Below are 16,131 nucleotides of genomic sequence, written 5' to 3' on the forward strand. Positions count from 1 at the left end.
TGCCACTACAACAGCCTCAGGCCCCACTCTGCCCTCGGCGGAAGGCCGCCCGTCAGCCGATTAGTCAGGGACAACCTCCTTGGCAGCGACAGCTAGAGCGGTTTCCGTCCGCAATGGCCTACGGCAACGGCTCCAGGTTCTTGTTTTCGCGAGCATCTTCATCCGATCGGGTGACTCCACCTGATCGGGATCTGTGACGGCGCCGGTGAACGGCGTTTCAACCATTGCGCGCTTCAGGATAGGGTCCTCCAACCGGATCAAGGTGCGCCATGACGCCACGCCGCTTCCTGCCGATCGCGCTGCTGTCGTTGGCCACCGTGCCGGCCAGTGCCGCGAAGGTGGCCGGGCCACCGCCGCCCGGCCGGAACTGCGGCGATCCGGGCGGTCGTCTGATCACCTGCCAGGCGCTGCAGGAAGTGCTGCCGCCGCCGCCCTGGACCCGCTGTCCTCTTTGCGGTGGACGGCATGCCGCCGGGCCGTCCCTGCCCTGAACCATTTCCTTCCCAGCGCGGTGGACGACGGCGAGCATGGCGCCATGCTCCCGCGCCGCCTCGCCGTCTCCGCCCTGCCCGTGCTGGCCGCCCTCGTCGCCGCTCGCGCGGCCCCCGCGAAGTCGATGGGTCCTGGATCGGCCGCCGCCTGCACCGGCGGAACCCCCTGCCGCACCGGCACATCCGGCTTCGTCGCCGACGATGCGGCCGGCACGCCCTGCCCGTTCTGCGCGGAGTTCGGGGCCGCGGGCAAGAAATAGCCGCGTCCCGGGTCATTCCCGCCCCGGCGTTCCTGTTCTAGAACCGCCGCGCGCCAAGGGCGCATCATTCGCGAAGGAGCGGCCGGTATGAGCAAGATCACCCGCCAGGGCACGAACCAGATCCTTTCGTCCTCTGTCGAGTACCACAACTTCGTCTACCTCGCGGGCATGACCGCCGACGACCTCTCCAAGGACGTGAAGGGCCAGACCGCCGAGGTGCTCGCGAAGATCGACGCGGCGCTGGAGGCGAACGGCACGGACAAGACGCGCCTTCTCTCGGCGCAGATCTGGCTGAAGGACATCCGCGACCGCGGCGCGATGAACGAGCTCTGGACGGCCTGGCTGCCGGCCGGCGGCGCCCCGGCGCGCGCCTGCGTCGAGGCGAACATGGCCGACCCGCGCCACCTCGTGGAGATCATGGTCACCGCCTGCCGCTGACGCGGCACGGTCCCGGCGCATGCCGGGGCGGAAACCATTCCTCGACTCAGGCGTTGACGCCCGGGGCACCTGCCCCGGGCGTTGTTGTTTTCGGGTCACCACACTGTGGTTGTGCCTTATTTTCGCCCGATTTAAAGGAAAACAAGCCTGATACCGCCCTCCGGACTACGCCTCCGTCGGCAAATCACTCCGGATTTCACCCTGTAACAGAGCTTCGGGTTGTCACACCCCGGAACCGGTTGTTACCGGAATCACAGCACGGGCGGGGAGCGGCCCGATGCGACCGGACTTGAGGGGCACAGGGGGCACATGAAGGCAAAGCGCGCGGCAATCGCCTTGGCGATTCTGTTCGGCGGCTTCGGCATGATGGCGCAGGACGCCACGGCCCGGACGACGGACTCCCGACAAGGCAAGCCATCGGCGCGCACCGCCTCGGTGACCAGCACGCCGCGACCTGCAGCAAATGCGACGGCCCGCACGGGCGGCCAGCGGAGCCAGGTGGCCGCCACGAGCCGCGGCAACACCCGCGCCGCTGGGGCGCGCCGCGGTGGCGGCCGCGCCGCCTATGCCGGTTCCTACGGTGGCGGTGGCGTCTCCTGCGTGCCTTACGCCCGCCAGGTCACCGGCATGACGATCAGCGGCAATGGCGGCCAGTGGTGGTACAATGCCGCCGGGCTCTATGCCCGCGGCCATCGCCCCGAGGTCGGCTCCATCCTCGCTTTCCCGGGTTCCGGCGGCATGCGTGCCGGCCACGTCGCGGTGGTCGAGCGGATCGTCTCCCCGCGCGAGATCCTGATCCATCACGCCAACTGGGGCGGGCCCGGCATCCGCCGCGGGTCGATCATGAGCGGCGTTTCGGTCATCGACGCGTCGCCCAACAACGATTGGACGCAGGTCCGCGTGCAGGTCGGCCACAGCGCCGAGAACTACGGCCGGATCTATGCCGTGCAGGGCTTCATCCACAATCGGCCGGATGCCGGCGGCGCGGTCTACGCGTCCAGCTCGCGCTACGGGCTCGAGGAAGTGGCCGAGGCGCCGGCGACCCGCGGGCGCAGCACCCGCCGCTGATCGCGCATCCCCTCGCGCAGCAAGGGCCGCCCCGGCGACGGGGCGGCCCTTTGCGTTTCAGGCTGCCGCCATCTCCTTGCTGCGGTCCCACAGGTTCGGCACCGCCACGTTGTCATAGCCGGAGATGAAGCGCTTCGTGGCCCCCGTCGCCGGGTCGAAGACCGCGCGCGCGATCGCGCCGATGTTCCCGCCATAGACGTGGATCGAGATGCTCGCGCGGTCGGCCAGCGCATTCTCGACCACGTGGATGTCGTAGGTGTCGGCCGAGACGGCGACGACCTCCCCTTCCTTCAGGTGATCCACCTGGCCCGGCGTCATCGGTGCGCCAGGGCGCATCTCCGTCGAGATCTCTGCGCCACGCAGCATCCCAACGAGGCCCCAGACGGTGTGGTTGTGCACCGGAGTCTTCTGGCCTGGCCCCCAAACGAAGGAGACGACGCAGAAGCGTTCCAGCGGGTCGCAATGCAGCAGGTACTGGCGGTAGCGCGGCCCGGCGACGGCGCAGTCCTCCGGCAGCCAGGTGTCGGTCGCGATCAGGCGGCGCAGCAGCGCGGCACCTTCGGTCAGCCAGCGGGCCTCGCTCGCGTCCTGCTCGGCCAATTGCGTCATGTCGCGGATGAAGTCGCGCAGCGGCGCGATGTCGGTCATGCTGGCAGTTCTCCCCTGAAGGCGCGCATCATGGGGAAGGACATTCCACGCGGCAAGGAAGGGACAGGATGCACGAGCACCGGAAGGACGGCGCGGAGTTGCTTTTCCTCCCTGCGGGCGCGGACATCCCGAACAATCCACGCCTGCCGGTGCTGCTGCATCGCGGCGCCGTGCCGCCGGGGGCACCTGAGGCCGCCGAGGCGCTGTTGCGCGGCCATGGCTGGCGTCCGGCGTGGCGCAACGGCATCTACACGTGGCACCACTACCATTCGAATGCGCATGAGGCGCTTGCGATCGTGGCCGGCGAGGTCCGGGTGATGCTCGGCGGCGACGGCGGCGTAGTGCTCGACCTCGTGGCCGGCGACGTGGCGGTGCTGCCGGCCGGGACCGGACATCGGAACCTCGGCGCGAGCGAGGATCTCCTCGTCGTCGGTGCCTATCCGGAGGGCGCCGCGCCGCCCGACCAGCTGCACGGCGCGCCGGACGAACGCCTGCGCGCGGAACGCAGCATCGCCGCGACGCCGGACCCCGCACGCGATCCCGTCACCGGCGCGGCCTATCCGTCGCGCTGAAACGACAACGGGGGGCCGAAGCCCCCCGCCAGACTCGTCGCGCAGGCGCCGCCGGCGTCAGGCCGCCGAGGCCGTCAGCACGATGCGCCCGACCACCTTGCCTTCCTTCAGCCGGTTCAGCGCAGCGTCGGCCTGGTTGAGCGGCATGTTGGTGATCGGGATCGCCGGCAGCTTGCCCGATTGCGCGATTCCCACCAGCTCGCGCAGCTCCTTCACGTTCCCGACATAGGAGCCCTGGATCGTCAGGGCGCGGATCGGCATCAGCGGCAGCGGGATGTTCATCTCGCCGCCGAACAGGCCGACCTGCACCAACTTGCCGCCCTTGCGCAGCGCGTCGAAGGCGAAGCGCGAGGTGTCGGTGCCGTTCACCAGATCGACGATGGCACCAACCTGGCCGCCCGCCGCCTCGACGATCTTCTTCGCCGTGTCGGGGCCGTCGGCGAGCACGGTGTCGGTGGCCCCTTCCTTCTTCGCGGCGTCGAGCTTCGACTGCGCGACGTCGACCACGACGATGCGGCGATGCCCCTTCGCCTTCAGCACCGCGATGGCGTTCAGCCCGAGCCCGCCGGCACCGACCAGCACGATCGGGTCATCGGGCGGCATCGGCATCACCTTGTTGATGGCGCTGAACACCGTGATGCCGGAGCACGCATAGGTCGCCGCGAGCGACGGGTCGAGGTTGCCCAGCGGCACCAGGTGGCGCGGCTCGGGCGCGACCACATGCGTCGCGTAGCCGCCATTCTGGTACACGCCGAGCGAGGCCGGCTTGACCCGGCACATGTTGTCCTCGTCCGCGAGGCATTCGGCGCATTTGCCGCAGCCGACCCAGGGGAAGACGATCATGTGGTCGCCGACCTTGAGGCCGGCATTGTTCGCCTCGGGGCCCCACTTCAGCACCTTGCCCACGATCTCGTGGCCCATGGCGAGCGGCAGCACCACGCCGCGATCCGTCAGGCGCATCTTGCCGCGCGACCCGAGGTCGTATTCGCCTTCCCAGATATGCAGGTCGGAATGGCAGACGCCGGCGTGGGTGATCTCGAGCAGCACCTGCTTGCCGGTCGGCTCGGGCGTCGGCAGTTCGATTTCCTTGAGCGGCTTTCCGGTTTCGACGACGGCCCAGGCACGCATGGCACTTCCTCCGTTTGGTCTGGCAGAGGGTGCCATCGGACTGCGCGGCGGCGGGCGGGTCAAGGTGCGCGCGCGGGTGGACTCAGTTGCGCCCGACCGATGCGAGGAAGTCGAGCACGGCGCGGAGTCCCTGCCCGCTCGCATCGTTCAGCACGGCGGGGTGCGCGCTGCCGGGCAGCAGCAGCAGCCGGCCGCGCCCGGCCTCGGCCATCAGGCGCGCATGGGCGACGGGCGTGATGCGGTCATCCTCGCTGGCGACGACGAACAGCGGCGCGCGCAGCCCGCTCAGGCGCGGCAGGCTTTCGAAGCGGTGGCGCAGCAGATGATCGGTCGGCACCAGGGGATAGATGCTGCGCGCAAGGTCCGCGACAGAGGTGAACGGGCTTTCGAGCACCACGGCCGCGATGTCGCTGCGCCCTTCGGCCAACCGCGTGACCACCGCGGTCCCCAGGCTCTCGCCCCAGAGGACGAGCGGTCGTCCCGCAAAGCGCCCCCGGACCCAGGCGAGGTAGGCGGCCGCATCCGCGGCGATGGCGGCTTCGCCCGGCCGGCCCGCATTGCCCCCGTAGCCCCGGTACTCCGCGAGGGCGACGCCGAAGCCGAGGTTGCGCAGCACATCGCCAAGGCCGGTGCGGTCCTCCGCATTCCCGCCATTGCCGTGGAAATGCAGGATCACGGGGCGGGCCGGCGATCCTTCCGCGAGAAGGAAGGCGAGTTCGGTGCCGTCCGGGGTGCGCAGCGTCTCCCGCGTCCAGCCCGGTGCCGCGGCGATGACGCGGCCGTCCGGCAGGAAGATCATGCGCTCCTGTCCGAGCCACAGCGCGCCGACCAGCAGCACCGGGATGGCGGCGACGACGCCGAGCCAGGTCAGCACGCGCCGCATCGCTCCCCGGGCGGCCTCACTCGCAGGGTTGTGCCCCCAGCGCCGCGCCGGCCATGGCGCCGATCCCCGCCCCCACCAGCGCGCCGCGTCCGGCATCGGCCTGGGTCGACCCGGCGATCGCACCGATGCCGGCGCCGAGCGCCGCGCCATAGGCAGCGCCCATCGCCGGATCCTCGCAGACCTGCGCGGGCGGGATCGGGACGGGTACGGGCTGCACCACGACGCAGCCGCCCAGGGGCAGCAGCAGGGCCAGGACACGGATCGGCGTCATGGCGCGATGATGCTGCGCCATTCGGGCCGGATCGTGTCCGCCTCTCAGCGGCGCGGCGGGCGCGGCTGCGGACCAGGGGCGAGCCCGGCCATGGCGAGCATCGCACTCGGCACCGCGGGCGGTGCGGCGAGCGCGGCCACCGTGCCCTCGGGCCCGAGCGTGAACAGCGCCCGTGGCAAGGCGCGCGTCAGTTCCGCCCGATCGTTGTCGGCGATGGCGAAGGCTGCGCCGGCGAGGCCGTTGATCACCGGCTGCGCCGGCGCGCTCTGCGGAATGCCGAGCGCCCGGCGTGCCTCGAAGCGCGCCTGGGCCAGCGCGGTGAGCGCGGTGGCATTGGCGGTCTGCCAGCGCGGATTGGTGGGGATCGTTGCCGCGAGCCATTCCAGCTCGGCGATCGCGCGCGCCGCCGCGGCGGGCTGGCCAGGCTGCGGCGCGCGGAAGAACTCGCCCACATCCTGCCCGATCACGATCACGGGATCCCGCGTGACGAGGCCGGATTGCAGGCTGAGGCCCTGGGGCAGTGTCGCCGGCGGTTCCACGGGACCGCAGGCCGCCACCGCCAGAACGGCGATCAGCCCGGCCGGCAAGAGGCGGCGGGTCAAGACCTTAGGTCCTCTGAACGCGCCGCCACGACGGTCAGCGCCCGCCCTGGGGGCCCGCCGCGAGAGCCGCGAGTCCGGCGCTTGCGCTCGGGATCCGGGGCGGCGCCGCAAGACGGCGAACGGTCTGTTCCGGCCCGGCCGTGAAGACGGCGCGCGGCAGGGCACGCGCCACCCCTGCCCGGTCATTCGCGTCGATCGCGGTGGCGGCGGACATCAACCCGTCGATCACCGCCTGCGCATCCGCGCGCGGCGCGATCCCGAGCGCCCGGCGCGCTTCGGTGCGGGCCTGGGCGAGCTGGGTCAAGGCGTTGGCGCTTGCGGTCTGCCAGCGCGGGTCGGACGGTACGGCGCCGGCCAGGAATTCGATGTCCGCGATGGCGCGCGCGGCCTCGGCCGGCTTGCCGGCCTGCGGCGACATGAAGAAGCCCGCGGCGTTCTGGCGGGCGACCGTGATCGGGTCGGTGGTCACCGTCCCGCTCGGGCCGGCCGGCAGCGTCGGTGGCGGGGTGGCCGGGCCACAGGCCGCGGCGGCAAGCACGGCGAGAAGGACGGAACGGCGGAGCATGGCAGCCTCCCAGCGCATCGGCGATGCGTGACGATTCCTTACCCTCCCCGATACGCCCGCGACTTGATCAGCGTCAATCGAACAGCGGACCGTCACCCGTAGCCCTCGCCGCGCAGACGGTCCCCGAGAACCTTCACCTGCACGGCCAGGGCGGCACTCTCCTCCTCCCGCAGGCGTGTCCGCAGGCCGGTGGCGGCATCCTCCATCTCGGCCAGCAGCGCCGGCAGGCCGGGCGGCGGCTCGGCGCCGGCGGCCAGGCGCGCCGCGATCCGCTCGAGCCCGTCGAGGTTCACGGCGAGGAAGCGCTTGGCCTCTGCGAGCCGTTCGGGGCGACGCTCGAACTCATCCAGCACCGCGGCAATGGCCGCGGCGACCGGCAGCAGCCGCAGGCGCGGGAAATCCGCGGCGACATCGCCGATGCGCGCCAGCCGCGCCCGGGCGTCGTCGAGCGGCCGCGGGCCGGGTGGCGGCGGAGGCTCGGCCGGGGCCGGTGCTTCCCGGATCTCATGATAGAGCAGGCTGGTGCCGCCCCAGGCCCCGAGGCCGAGCAGGACCGCCGCGATCGGGCCCGCGCCCGCCCCCAGCGCCGCGACGATCGCCGCCGCGGCACCCATCGCAACCGCGGCCCGGGCCGCGTCGCCCTTCCGGCCGCGCCGCATCAGCCAGGTCGCGAGCAGCGGCAGGAAGATGCCGAGCAGGCAGCCCAGCAGCGCCACCTCCCGCCCCGCGAACAGGTTGAACAATGTCGCCGGCAGCAGCGGAAGGGCGCTGAAGGGCAGCAGCCAGCGCCGCCAGAAGGCTGAGATCATGTCGGCACCACCGCCATCACTGCGCGGAACAGGGCGAGAAGCCCCGCGATCCACATGGTGCCGGCCAGGAGGAAGAAGCCGACGATCCGCGTGCCCACCGGCGGCGGGGCGGTCGGCGGCGCGACTGGGACGGGTGCGTTGCTCGGATCGCTCACGAGGACTTAGATCGCCCGCGACGGCCGGCCGATCAAGCCGGGCACGAGGAAAGGACCAGGACGGATGGAACGGATCGCGGTGGTGGGCGCGGGGCTGATCGGCAGCGCCTGGTCGATGGTCTTCGCCCGGGCGGGGCATCAGGTGCGCATCTGGGACCCCGCGCCAGGGGCCTCGGAGGCCGCGATGGGCGTGATCCGGGCGCGGCTCGCCGACCTGTTCGCGGCCGGGCTGGTGAAGGAGGCACCCGACGTCATCGCCGCGCGCGTCGGGGTGGCGGCGACGCTGGAGGAGTGCCTCGCCGGCGCGGCGCATGTGCAGGAGAACGGGCCCGAACGCGTCGAGGTGAAGCGGGAGACCTTCGCGAAGCTCGACGCGCTGGCGGGGCCGGAGGTGGTGCTCGCCTCCTCGACCTCGGGCATTCCCGCGAGCGCCTTCACCGAGGGGCTGGCCGGGCGTGCCCGCTGCCTCGTCGCCCATCCGGTGAACCCGCCCTACCTGGTGCCGTTGGTCGAACTGGTCGGCGCGCCCTGGACCGATCCGGCGGTGGTGTCGCGGACCCGCGCGCTGATGGAACGCGTCGGCCAGGTGCCGGTCACCGCGATGAAGGAAACCCGGGGCTTCGTACTGAACCGGCTCCAGGCCGCGCTCGTCGCCGAGGCCTTCCGCATGGTCCGCGACGGGGTGATGAGCGTCGAGGACGTCGATGCCTGCGTGAAGGAGGGTCTCGGCCTGCGCTGGTCCTTCATGGGGCCCTTCGAGACCATCGACCTCAACGCGCCGGGGGGCGTCGCGGACTACGCCGCGCGCTTCGGCCCGCTGATGGGCGGCATCACCGAGGAACAGACGCCCTTCCTCTACGACGCCGACACGGTCGCGAAGGTGGCCGCGGCGCGGCGCGGCATGCTGGCGAAGGAGGGGATCGGCGATCGGTCGGCCTGGCGCGACCGGCGGCTGATGGCGCTGGCGGCGCACAAGGCGTCACAGCCCGGCTGACGGTCCCCTCGCCTTCCCCGGCGCTTGCCGCCAGAGTAACCGCCGGGGCGGAAGGGACGCGCCGATGCAGATCACGACCACCACGACGACGCGCACGCTGCGGCCCGGCAGCAGGGCGCCCAGGATCATCGGCAGCCTGCTGCTACTGGTCGGGATCGGGCTGCTCCTTGGATCAGGCTTCGCGATCTGGTCCGAGGTGAAGTTCCGCCGCATCGCGGTGGAGACCGACGGGCGCGTGGTGGACATGCTCCGCAGCAGCAGCCGCGACCGGGATGGCCGCAGTTCGGTCACCTACAAGCCGGTCTTCGTCTTCCGCCTGCCCGAGGGCAAGGAGATCCGCGTCGAGGGCGGCGTCTCCTCCAACCCGCCCTGCTGCCGCGTGGGCGACGTGGTGCGCGTGCGCTACGACCCGGCGCGCCCGGACCACGCGCAGATGACCGGCTTCATGGAGAGCTGGTTCGTCGCGACGCTGCTCGGTGGCATGGGGCTGGTCTTCACCCTGATCGCGGGCGTGGCGCTGCGGATCTCGGGCAAGGCGGGCGCGGTGGCGCTGCCGGGCACGGCGCCGGCGGTCGGGGGCAACATGATGACCTTCGCCGTGCCGCTGGTCGGGCTGCGGCGCGAGGGCGCGGGGCACGCCACGCAATGGATCCTCCAGGCGCGCTGGCAGGACCCGCGCAGCGGCGTGCCGCGCCTGTTCGAAAGCCCGCCCTTGCCCTTCGACCCGGTGCCGCAGATGCGCCAGATGACGGCGGTGAACATCCAGTTCGACCCTGGTGACCCCAACTCGCCTTACGCGATGGACCTGTCCTTCCTGCAGGCGCCTGGCGACGATCCCGATGCGACCATCGCGGTCGGGCCCGTGCGCCGCGGCTGATCAGGCCTGCAGGAAGCCGACCCGGTCGCCTTCGAAGACGCCGCAGGTCAGCGGCCCGCCCGACCAGGCGGCGGTGTCGAGGCAGATGCGGTTGTCCCGCACCACCGGGTTGAAGCCCGCCGTATGGCCATGGACGACGACCACGCCGTGGTCGCGCTCCGAGCCCAGGAAGTCGTGGCGGATGCGCAGCAGGTCCTCGCGCGACTGGTCCTCGAGCGGGATGCCGGGCCGGATGCCGGCATGGACGAACAGGTAGCCGCCTTCCTGATGGTGCAGGTGCAGCCGGCGCAGGAAGCGCATCTGCGGCGCGGTGAAGTGTTGCCCCCAGGCGTCGCGCGGGGCCTCGGGGTCGATGCCCCAGGATTCGAGCGTCGCCCGCCCCCCGCCCCACAGCCAGTCGGCGGCCGCCGCGCCGTCACCTTCGAGGGCGGCGAGCATCGTCTCCTCGTGGTTGCCGGTGAGGTTCAGCATGTCGAGGCCGGGAACCGGGTCTTCCTCGATCAGGTAGTCGACCACGTCGCGGCTATGGGTGCCCTTGTCGACATAGTCGCCAAGGTGGAGCAGCAGCGCCGAGGCGACCGGGCGCGCGCGGAGATCCTCGGCGATCCGCGCATGCAGGTCGCGCAAGCGCGCCGCCGTGCCGTGGATGTCGCCGATGGCGTAGATTCGGCGCCCGCGCGGCAGGGAGCCGGGCGCCTCGCGGAGTTCGATCATGTCTTGTCGGCGCGGGGGTCCAGCGCGTCCCGCAGCCCATCCCCCATCAGGTTGAAGGCCAGAACGACGATCATGATGGTGACGCCGGGAAAGATCGAGAGCCAGGGCGCCTGGGTCAGGAAGCGCTGCGAGGAATTCAGCATCGACCCCCAGGACGGGTTCGGCGGCTGCATGCCGAGGCCGAGGAAGGACAGCGCGGCTTCCGCGATGATCGCCTCGGCGATGGCGAGCGACGCCTGGACCAGCAGCGGCGGGACGATGTTGGGCAGGACATGGACGAAGGCGGTGCGCCAGGGCGGGTTGCCGAGGGCGCGCGCGGCCTCGATCCAGTCGGTCGCCTTGGCATCCAGCGCCATGCCGCGCGACAGGCGCACGAAGACCGGGGATGCGGTGACGGCGATGGCGATCATCGCATTCTCGAGCGCCGGGCCGAGGAAGGCGGCGAGCGCGATGGCGAGGATGAGGAAGGGCACGGACAGCATCGCATCCGCGACGCGGGAGATCACCGCATCCACCCAGCCCCCGGCGAGCCCAGCGAGCAACCCGAGCGGCACGCCGATGGCGAGCGCGCCGAGCACCGAGATGACGCCCGCCATCATCGAGGCGCGTGCGCCCCAGATGACGCGGGAGAGCACGTCGCGCCCGTTCTCGTCCGTGCCCATCCAATGGTCGAAGGAGGGCGGCTTGCGGATGCGCGACCAGGAGGTCTGCAGCGGATCGTAGGGCGCGATCAGCGGCGCGAGGATCGCCACCGCCACGAACAGCACCACCACGACCAGGCCGAAGACCGCCAGGCGATGGCGCAGGAAGCGCTTGATGGCGCGCCGCGTCGGGCTTTCGGCGGCCGGCAGCGCCGTGGGCGCGGTCGAAGCGCTCATCCGGCCCTCCCCAACACATCCTGGCGGCCCGATGCCCCGCATCGGGCCGGGAGCGCAAGGCGCGACCGCGCCCAGACCGCCCGCGTTCGCCGGCGTGCCAGTCCATGGCGCGCCAGCCAAGCCGCCGGATGGCGGCGCCGGCGCCTGAGGCCAAACGAAACCATCGCCATTCAGGCGTTCCTCAGCCGCGGATTGATGGCCATGTAGAGCAGGTCCGTCAGCAGCGAGAGCGTCACGAAGATCAGCGCCGTCGCCATCACCACCCCCTGCACCACCGGATAGTCGCGGTTGAAGACCGCATCGACGATCAGCTTGCCGAAGCCGGGGATGGTGAAGATCTGCTCGGTCAGCACGGCGCCGGCCAGAAGGCGACCGAACTCGATGGCGCCGAGGGTAACGACCGGGATCAGCGCGTTGCGCAGCGCGTGCTTCCAGATCACGACACGCTCCTTCAGCCCCTTCGCACGCGCGGTGCGGACATAGTCCTGCGACAGCGCCGTCAGCATCGCCGCGCGGGTGTGGCGCATCAGAACCGAGGCGACGCCCGTGCCGAGCACGAAGGCCGGCATGATGGTGGTCGAGAGCGACTGCACCGGGTCCTCGAACAGCGGCACATAGCCCGAGGGCGGCAGCCAGCCGAGCTCCACGCTGAACAGCAGGATCATCATGATCCCGAGCCAGAAGTTCGGCGTGGAGATGCCGAACAGCGCCGCGCCGTTGGCGGCCCAGTCCGCCGGCGTGTCCTTGCGCACCGCCGAGAGGATGCCGAGCGGCACGCCGATCAGGATAGCGATGATGAAGGCCATCGACGCCAGCTGGAAGGTCACCGGCAGCTTGGTGAGGATGAGTTCGGACACCGGCACGCGGATGCGCCAGGAGAAGCCGAAATCCCCGGTCAGCACCTTGCCCATCCACAGCAGGTATTGCTGCCAGATCGGCCGGTCGAGGCCGAGCTCGGCGCGGATCTGCGCGAGCACGGCGGGGTCGCCGCGTTCCTCCCCGGCCAGGATCACGGCCGGGTCGCCGGGCATGAGCTGCTGCAGCCCGAAGATCAGGATCGACAGGATCAGGAGGGTGGGGATCACCTGCCCCACCCGGCGCAGCAGCCAGATGCCCATCCTACTGCAGCCGCATGCCCTGCAGGCGGATCATGCCGTCGGCGATCGGCCGGTAGCCCGTCAGCCGCGCGCTGTGCGCCATGATGTTCTTGCGGTGCCAGAGGTAGATGCGCCCGACATCCTGCCCGAAGGCGATGCGCACCGCCTGGGCATAGAGGTCGCGGCGCTTCGCGACGTCCAGTTCAACCCGCGCGGCGTCGAGCAGGCGGTCGACCTCGGGGTTCGAGTAGCGACCGTCGTTCTGGCCGCCGCCGGTGCGGCTGAAGGTGGTGATGTTGCCGTCCGGATCGACGCGCCCCGACCAGCCGACCAGGTAGGTCTGGAACTCCCCGCGCGTCGCCGCCTGCAGGGAGGACGCGAATTCCATCGCGCGCAGCGTGACGGCGAAGCCAGCCTCGGCGGCCATGGACTGGATGACCTCGCCGACCTGGCGCAGGTCGGGGTTGTTCGGGACGGTCATCTCGACCGCGAGGGGCGTGGTGACGCCGGCCTCGCGCAGCAGGGCGCGGGCGCGGGCGACGTCGCGCTGGGTCGGCGGGAAGTCGCGCACATGGAAGGGGTTGGCCGGCGGGAAAGGCTGCCGCGTCGGCGTGTACATCCCCTCATAGACGACCTGGTTGATGGCGGCGCGGTCGATCGACAGCTCGAAGGCCTGGCGCACCCGCGCGTCGCGGCCGAGCGGGGTGTTCGCGCGTTCCCCGTTGCCGATGTTGATGGTGATGCCCTGGTAGCCGAGCTCGTCCACCGCGACGGCGCGCAGGTTGCGCGCGCGCTGGATGGTCTTCATGTCGTCGGGCTCCATGCGCTCGACGAACTCGACCGCGCCGGACTGGAGGTTGGCGAGGCGCACGGTGTTGTCCGGGATGGGCAGATAAGTGACGCGGTCGAAGTGGATGTTCGCCGCATCCCAGTATTCGCGGAAGCGCTCGACGACGATGCGTTCCTGCGCGACGCGCTCGACGAAGCGGAAGGGGCCGGCGCAGACGGGCCGCGTGCCGAAGTTGCGCCCCAGCGCCTCGGCCGCCTTGGGGCTCACGATCATGCCGGCGCGGTCGGTCAGCGCCGAGAGGAAGGAGGCCGAGGGCGACTTCAGCACGATGCGCACGGTGCGCGGATCGACCACCTCGACGCGCTCGACCTCGGAGATCTCGGAGCGCCGGAAGGATCCCTGCATCGTCAGGTGGCGGTCGAGGGAATAGCGCACCGCCTCGGCGTCCATCGCCTCGCCATCGTGGAAGCGCACGCCGTCCCGCAGCGTGATGATGAGGTTCGTCGGGTTCTCCCAGCGATAGCCGGTGGCGAGCTGGGGCACGACCTCGAGCCGTTCGTTGATGTCGAACAGCTTGTCGCACAGCGCCATGTAGACGATGCGCCCGACATAGGTGCGCGACAGGGTCGGGTCGAGGATGTCGGGGTCCTCGCGCAGGCCGATGCGCAGGTTCTGCGCGCCGGCGGGCGCGACGGTGGCGAGCACGGGGATGACCGCCGCGGCCGCGGCCAGGATGGCCTTGATCGTCGTCTTCATGGTTGCGCTCCCGGAAGCGGGCCTGGGGCCCGGAAGAAGGATTGCAGGCGGCGCAGCCGGTCGCCGCCGGCCAGCCGGTCAGGGCGCGGCGTCGGCGGCGGCAGGCTGTCCGCGAGGTGGCAGGCGACGCGGTGCAGGCCGTCGCCCAGCGTCGGCTGGTCGGTCCGGCAGCGCTCGACCGCGAAGGGGCAGCGTGTGTGGAAGCGGCAGCCGGGCGGCGGCGCGATGGGGGACGGCACGTCGCCCTCGATCGGCGGCGCCTTGGCGCCGTGGCCGGGCACGGCAGCGAGCAGCGCGCGGGTATAGGGATGCTTCGGCGCCGAGAGGACGTCTTCCGCCGGCCCCTGTTCCACGATGCGGCCTAGATACATCACCGCCACCCGGTCCGCGACGTGGCGCACCACGCCGAGGTCGTGGCTGATCAGCACGAAGGTCAGGCTCAGGTCGCGGATCAGGTCCGACAGCAGGTTCACCACCTGCGCCTGCACGCTGACGTCAAGCGCGCTGACCGGTTCGTCGCCGATGATCAGCTTCGGCTGGGAGGCGAGCGCGCGGGCGATGGCGATGCGCTGCCGCTGCCCGCCGGAGAATTCGTGCGGCCAGCGCCGCGCGAGTTCCGGCCGCAGCCCGACGCGGGACAGCAGTTCCGCCACGCGGTCGCGTTCCTGCGCCCGCGGCACGATGCGGTGCAGGCGCAGCGGCTCGGCCACCGCCTGTTCCACCGTCATGCGCGGATCGAGGCTCGCGAAGGGATCCTGGAAGATCAGCTGCATGTCGCGCCGTCGGGCGCGCAGCGCGGAGGCCGAGAGCCGCGTGAGGTCGTCGCCGCCGAAGCGCACGGTCCCGGCATCGGGCGTGATCAGGTTCAACAGCAGGCGCCCGAGCGTCGACTTGCCGCAACCGGACTCGCCGACGATGCCGAGGACCTCGCCCTGCGCGACGCCCAGCGAGACGCCATCGACCGCATGAACGGCCCCGGCACGGCGCCCGAGCGCGTCGCGCACCGGGAAGCGCTTGACCAGGCCTTCGGCTTCGAGGAGCGCGCTCATGCCGCTGCCAGAACGCCGTCGAGCGGCGCGCGCCAGCAGGCCGAGACGTGGCCGGGCGCGACCTCGGCGAGCGGCGGTGCCTCGTTGTGGCAACGCACGACCGCGAAGGGGCAGCGCGGGGCGAAGCGGCAGCCGGGCGGCGGGTTGCGCAGGTCGGGCACGGTGCCCTCGATGCTGGCGAGGCGCTCGCCGCGCGCCCCCTCCCCCGGCGCGGCGCCGAGCAGGCCGGCGGTGTAGGGATGCTCAGGCGAGGCGAAGAGCGTCGCGGCCGCGGCCTGCTCCGCGATGCGGCCGGCATACATGACCGCGACCTCGTCCGCGTGGTCCGCGACGACGCCGAGGTCATGCGTCACCAGGATCACCGCCGTGCCCGTCTCGCGCTTCATCTCATCGAGCAGCGAGAGGATCTGCGCCTGCACGGTGACGTCGAGCGCGGTTGTGGGCTCGTCCGCGATGAGCAGGCGCGGGCGGCAGGCGAGCGCCATCGCGATCATCACGCGCTGGCGCATCCCCCCCGAGAGCTGGTGCGGATACTGCCGCGCGCGGCGCGCCGCGTCGGGAATGCGGACGCGATCGAGCATCCGCACCGCCTCCGCGAAGGCTGCCCCCTGGTCGAGGCCCTGGTGCAGGCGCAGCGCCTCGGCCACCTGCTCGCCCGCGGTGAAGGCGGGGTTCAGGCTGGTCATCGGCTCCTGGAAGATCATCGCCATCTCGCCGCCGCGGAGCATCCGGCGCTCCTCGGCCGACAGCGCGGTGAGTTCCCGTCCGCCGAGCCGGATGGCACCCCCGACCCGCGCCGTGCCGGGCAGCAGACCCATCACGGCGAGCGAGGTGACCGACTTGCCGCAGCCGGATTCCCCGACGATGGCGAGCGTCCGGCCGGCCTCGACGCGGAAGGACACGCCGTCGAGCACGCGCAGGTTCCGCCCATCCTGGCGGAAGTCGAGCGTCAGGCCGGAGACCTCGAGCACCGTGGTCACCGGGCGCCTCCGGCGGCGGCTGGCATGGACGACCTCATGGGCAGAAGAAGCCCCGTTCGCCCCGGCGGCGCAAGACCCCGGAGGGCGGCTTCCGGCCCGCGGCGGG

General features: G+C 71.6%; 21 protein-coding genes. 7 read left to right on the forward strand and 14 right to left on the reverse strand.

All coding sequences use genetic code 11. From position 1 onward, the window contains the following. Window positions 1–269: 269 nt before the first annotated feature. From GWK16_RS09990 to GWK16_RS25535, 4 genes are all read left to right on the forward strand, one after another. A complete protein-coding gene (locus GWK16_RS09990; protein WP_170053838.1) occupies window positions 270–491 on the forward strand; it encodes a hypothetical protein in 222 nt (73 codons plus the stop codon). Between the two features lie 44 nt (window positions 492–535). Beyond that, entirely contained in the window at window positions 536–751 is a 216-nt protein-coding gene (locus GWK16_RS09995; RefSeq protein WP_170053839.1) for a hypothetical protein, read from the forward strand. Window positions 752–838: 87 nt separating this feature from the next. Further along, a complete protein-coding gene (locus tag GWK16_RS10000) occupies window positions 839–1,189 on the forward strand; it encodes a RidA family protein (protein ID WP_170053840.1) in 351 nt (116 codons plus the stop codon). A 498-nt stretch (window positions 1,190–1,687) separates the two neighbouring features. Then, window positions 1,688–2,257 carry a CHAP domain-containing protein gene (locus GWK16_RS25535; RefSeq protein ID WP_338144451.1) on the forward strand — a complete coding sequence of 190 codons (570 nt, stop codon included), beginning with the start codon at window positions 1,688–1,690 and terminating at the stop codon, window positions 2,255–2,257. A 57-nt stretch (window positions 2,258–2,314) separates the two neighbouring features. Here GWK16_RS25535 and GWK16_RS10010 read toward each other — a convergent pair whose 3' ends face one another. Further along, window positions 2,315–2,905, reverse strand: a complete 591-nt coding sequence (locus tag GWK16_RS10010; RefSeq protein WP_170053842.1) for a cysteine dioxygenase family protein — start codon at window positions 2,903–2,905, stop codon at window positions 2,315–2,317. Window positions 2,906–2,973: 68 nt separating this feature from the next. Here GWK16_RS10010 and GWK16_RS10015 point away from each other — a divergent pair, with 68 nt between their 5' ends. Next, on the forward strand, window positions 2,974–3,477 hold the full coding sequence (locus GWK16_RS10015; RefSeq protein ID WP_170053843.1) for a cupin domain-containing protein: 504 nt from the start codon (window positions 2,974–2,976) through the stop codon (window positions 3,475–3,477). Window positions 3,478–3,534: 57 nt separating this feature from the next. Here GWK16_RS10015 and GWK16_RS10020 read toward each other — a convergent pair whose 3' ends face one another. The 7 genes from GWK16_RS10020 to GWK16_RS10050 form a co-directional block, all read right to left on the reverse strand. Beyond that, complete coding sequence (locus GWK16_RS10020) at window positions 3,535–4,605, reverse strand: alcohol dehydrogenase (protein ID WP_170053844.1); 1,071 nt, start codon at window positions 4,603–4,605, stop codon at window positions 3,535–3,537. 82 nt (window positions 4,606–4,687) lie between these two features. Next, on the reverse strand, window positions 4,688–5,479 hold the full coding sequence (locus tag GWK16_RS10025; RefSeq protein WP_170053845.1) for an alpha/beta fold hydrolase: 792 nt from the start codon (window positions 5,477–5,479) through the stop codon (window positions 4,688–4,690). Window positions 5,480–5,504: 25 nt separating this feature from the next. Beyond that, a complete protein-coding gene (locus tag GWK16_RS10030; protein ID WP_170053846.1) occupies window positions 5,505–5,759 on the reverse strand; it encodes a YMGG-like glycine zipper-containing protein in 255 nt (84 codons plus the stop codon). A 44-nt stretch (window positions 5,760–5,803) separates the two neighbouring features. Then, window positions 5,804–6,361, reverse strand: a complete 558-nt coding sequence (locus GWK16_RS10035; protein ID WP_170053847.1) for a hypothetical protein — start codon at window positions 6,359–6,361, stop codon at window positions 5,804–5,806. A 34-nt stretch (window positions 6,362–6,395) separates the two neighbouring features. Beyond that, window positions 6,396–6,926 carry a hypothetical protein gene (locus tag GWK16_RS10040; protein WP_170053848.1) on the reverse strand — a complete coding sequence of 177 codons (531 nt, stop codon included), beginning with the start codon at window positions 6,924–6,926 and terminating at the stop codon, window positions 6,396–6,398. A 92-nt stretch (window positions 6,927–7,018) separates the two neighbouring features. Then, window positions 7,019–7,735 carry a hypothetical protein gene (locus GWK16_RS10045; RefSeq protein WP_170053849.1) on the reverse strand — a complete coding sequence of 239 codons (717 nt, stop codon included), beginning with the start codon at window positions 7,733–7,735 and terminating at the stop codon, window positions 7,019–7,021. Continuing rightward, window positions 7,732–7,890 (reverse strand): hypothetical protein, encoded by a 159-nt coding sequence (locus tag GWK16_RS10050; protein WP_170053850.1) that lies wholly within the window; start codon window positions 7,888–7,890, stop codon window positions 7,732–7,734. Before GWK16_RS10050 ends, GWK16_RS10045 begins: the two co-directional genes overlap by 4 nt. Before the next feature lie 64 nt (window positions 7,891–7,954). Between GWK16_RS10050 and GWK16_RS10055 the strand changes: the two genes are divergently transcribed. Both GWK16_RS10055 and GWK16_RS10060 read left to right on the forward strand, forming a co-directional pair. Next, window positions 7,955–8,884 (forward strand): 3-hydroxyacyl-CoA dehydrogenase, encoded by a 930-nt coding sequence (locus tag GWK16_RS10055; RefSeq protein WP_170053851.1) that lies wholly within the window; start codon window positions 7,955–7,957, stop codon window positions 8,882–8,884. 64 nt (window positions 8,885–8,948) lie between these two features. Next, window positions 8,949–9,761 carry a DUF3592 domain-containing protein gene (locus tag GWK16_RS10060; RefSeq protein WP_170053852.1) on the forward strand — a complete coding sequence of 271 codons (813 nt, stop codon included), beginning with the start codon at window positions 8,949–8,951 and terminating at the stop codon, window positions 9,759–9,761. Here GWK16_RS10060 and GWK16_RS10065 read toward each other — a convergent pair whose 3' ends face one another. The 6 genes from GWK16_RS10065 to GWK16_RS10090 all read right to left on the reverse strand — a co-directional run bounded on the left by GWK16_RS10065 (window position 9,762) and on the right by GWK16_RS10090 (window position 16,025). Continuing rightward, window positions 9,762–10,475, reverse strand: a complete 714-nt coding sequence (locus GWK16_RS10065; protein ID WP_168038351.1) for a metallophosphoesterase — start codon at window positions 10,473–10,475, stop codon at window positions 9,762–9,764. Next, window positions 10,472–11,353: an ABC transporter permease gene (locus tag GWK16_RS10070; protein WP_168038349.1), complete on the reverse strand. Its 882-nt coding sequence runs from the start codon at window positions 11,351–11,353 to the stop codon at window positions 10,472–10,474. The genes GWK16_RS10065 and GWK16_RS10070 overlap by 4 nt, the downstream gene beginning before the upstream one ends. A 170-nt stretch (window positions 11,354–11,523) precedes the next feature. Continuing rightward, complete coding sequence (locus GWK16_RS10075) at window positions 11,524–12,471, reverse strand: ABC transporter permease (RefSeq protein ID WP_170053853.1); 948 nt, start codon at window positions 12,469–12,471, stop codon at window positions 11,524–11,526. Between the two features lies 1 nt (window position 12,472). Then, the gene (locus tag GWK16_RS10080) at window positions 12,473–13,996 is read right to left on the reverse strand and encodes an ABC transporter substrate-binding protein (RefSeq protein ID WP_170053854.1); all 1,524 of its coding nucleotides are present in this window, start codon (window positions 13,994–13,996) and stop codon (window positions 12,473–12,475) included. After that, window positions 13,993–15,045, reverse strand: a complete 1,053-nt coding sequence (locus GWK16_RS10085; RefSeq protein ID WP_170053855.1) for an ABC transporter ATP-binding protein — start codon at window positions 15,043–15,045, stop codon at window positions 13,993–13,995. The genes GWK16_RS10080 and GWK16_RS10085 overlap by 4 nt, the downstream gene beginning before the upstream one ends. After that, the gene (locus tag GWK16_RS10090) at window positions 15,042–16,025 is read right to left on the reverse strand and encodes an oligopeptide/dipeptide ABC transporter ATP-binding protein (RefSeq protein ID WP_170053856.1); all 984 of its coding nucleotides are present in this window, start codon (window positions 16,023–16,025) and stop codon (window positions 15,042–15,044) included. Before GWK16_RS10090 ends, GWK16_RS10085 begins: the two co-directional genes overlap by 4 nt. Window positions 16,026–16,131 lie beyond the last annotated feature (106 nt).

It is taken from the genome of Neoroseomonas marina (assembly GCF_012927745.1).
In the GTDB taxonomy this organism is placed as follows: domain Bacteria; phylum Pseudomonadota; class Alphaproteobacteria; order Acetobacterales; family Acetobacteraceae; genus Neoroseomonas; species Neoroseomonas marina.

What these genes read in the sequence shown, in the direction of transcription:
- GWK16_RS09995 (WP_170053839.1), top strand. Translation starts at nt 536, where the DNA reads ATGCTCCCGCGCCGCCTCGCCGTCTCCGCCCTGCCCGTGCTGGCCGCC.
- GWK16_RS10070 (WP_168038349.1), bottom strand. Translation starts at nt 11,353, where the DNA reads ATGAGCGCTTCGACCGCGCCCACGGCGCTGCCGGCCGCCGAAAGCCCG.
- GWK16_RS10065 (WP_168038351.1), bottom strand. Translation starts at nt 10,475, where the DNA reads ATGATCGAACTCCGCGAGGCGCCCGGCTCCCTGCCGCGCGGGCGCCGA.
- GWK16_RS10055 (WP_170053851.1), top strand. Translation starts at nt 7,955, where the DNA reads ATGGAACGGATCGCGGTGGTGGGCGCGGGGCTGATCGGCAGCGCCTGG.
- GWK16_RS10020 (WP_170053844.1), bottom strand. Translation starts at nt 4,605, where the DNA reads ATGCGTGCCTGGGCCGTCGTCGAAACCGGAAAGCCGCTCAAGGAAATC.
- GWK16_RS10080 (WP_170053854.1), bottom strand. Translation starts at nt 13,996, where the DNA reads ATGAAGACGACGATCAAGGCCATCCTGGCCGCGGCCGCGGCGGTCATC.
- GWK16_RS10015 (WP_170053843.1), top strand. Translation starts at nt 2,974, where the DNA reads ATGCACGAGCACCGGAAGGACGGCGCGGAGTTGCTTTTCCTCCCTGCG.
- GWK16_RS09990 (WP_170053838.1), top strand. Translation starts at nt 270, where the DNA reads ATGACGCCACGCCGCTTCCTGCCGATCGCGCTGCTGTCGTTGGCCACC.
- GWK16_RS10060 (WP_170053852.1), top strand. Translation starts at nt 8,949, where the DNA reads ATGCAGATCACGACCACCACGACGACGCGCACGCTGCGGCCCGGCAGC.
- GWK16_RS10030 (WP_170053846.1), bottom strand. Translation starts at nt 5,759, where the DNA reads ATGACGCCGATCCGTGTCCTGGCCCTGCTGCTGCCCCTGGGCGGCTGC.
- GWK16_RS10085 (WP_170053855.1), bottom strand. Translation starts at nt 15,045, where the DNA reads ATGAGCGCGCTCCTCGAAGCCGAAGGCCTGGTCAAGCGCTTCCCGGTG.
- GWK16_RS10010 (WP_170053842.1), bottom strand. Translation starts at nt 2,905, where the DNA reads ATGACCGACATCGCGCCGCTGCGCGACTTCATCCGCGACATGACGCAA.
- GWK16_RS10000 (WP_170053840.1), top strand. Translation starts at nt 839, where the DNA reads ATGAGCAAGATCACCCGCCAGGGCACGAACCAGATCCTTTCGTCCTCT.
- GWK16_RS10075 (WP_170053853.1), bottom strand. Translation starts at nt 12,471, where the DNA reads ATGGGCATCTGGCTGCTGCGCCGGGTGGGGCAGGTGATCCCCACCCTC.
- GWK16_RS10045 (WP_170053849.1), bottom strand. Translation starts at nt 7,735, where the DNA reads ATGATCTCAGCCTTCTGGCGGCGCTGGCTGCTGCCCTTCAGCGCCCTT.
- GWK16_RS10040 (WP_170053848.1), bottom strand. Translation starts at nt 6,926, where the DNA reads ATGCTCCGCCGTTCCGTCCTTCTCGCCGTGCTTGCCGCCGCGGCCTGT.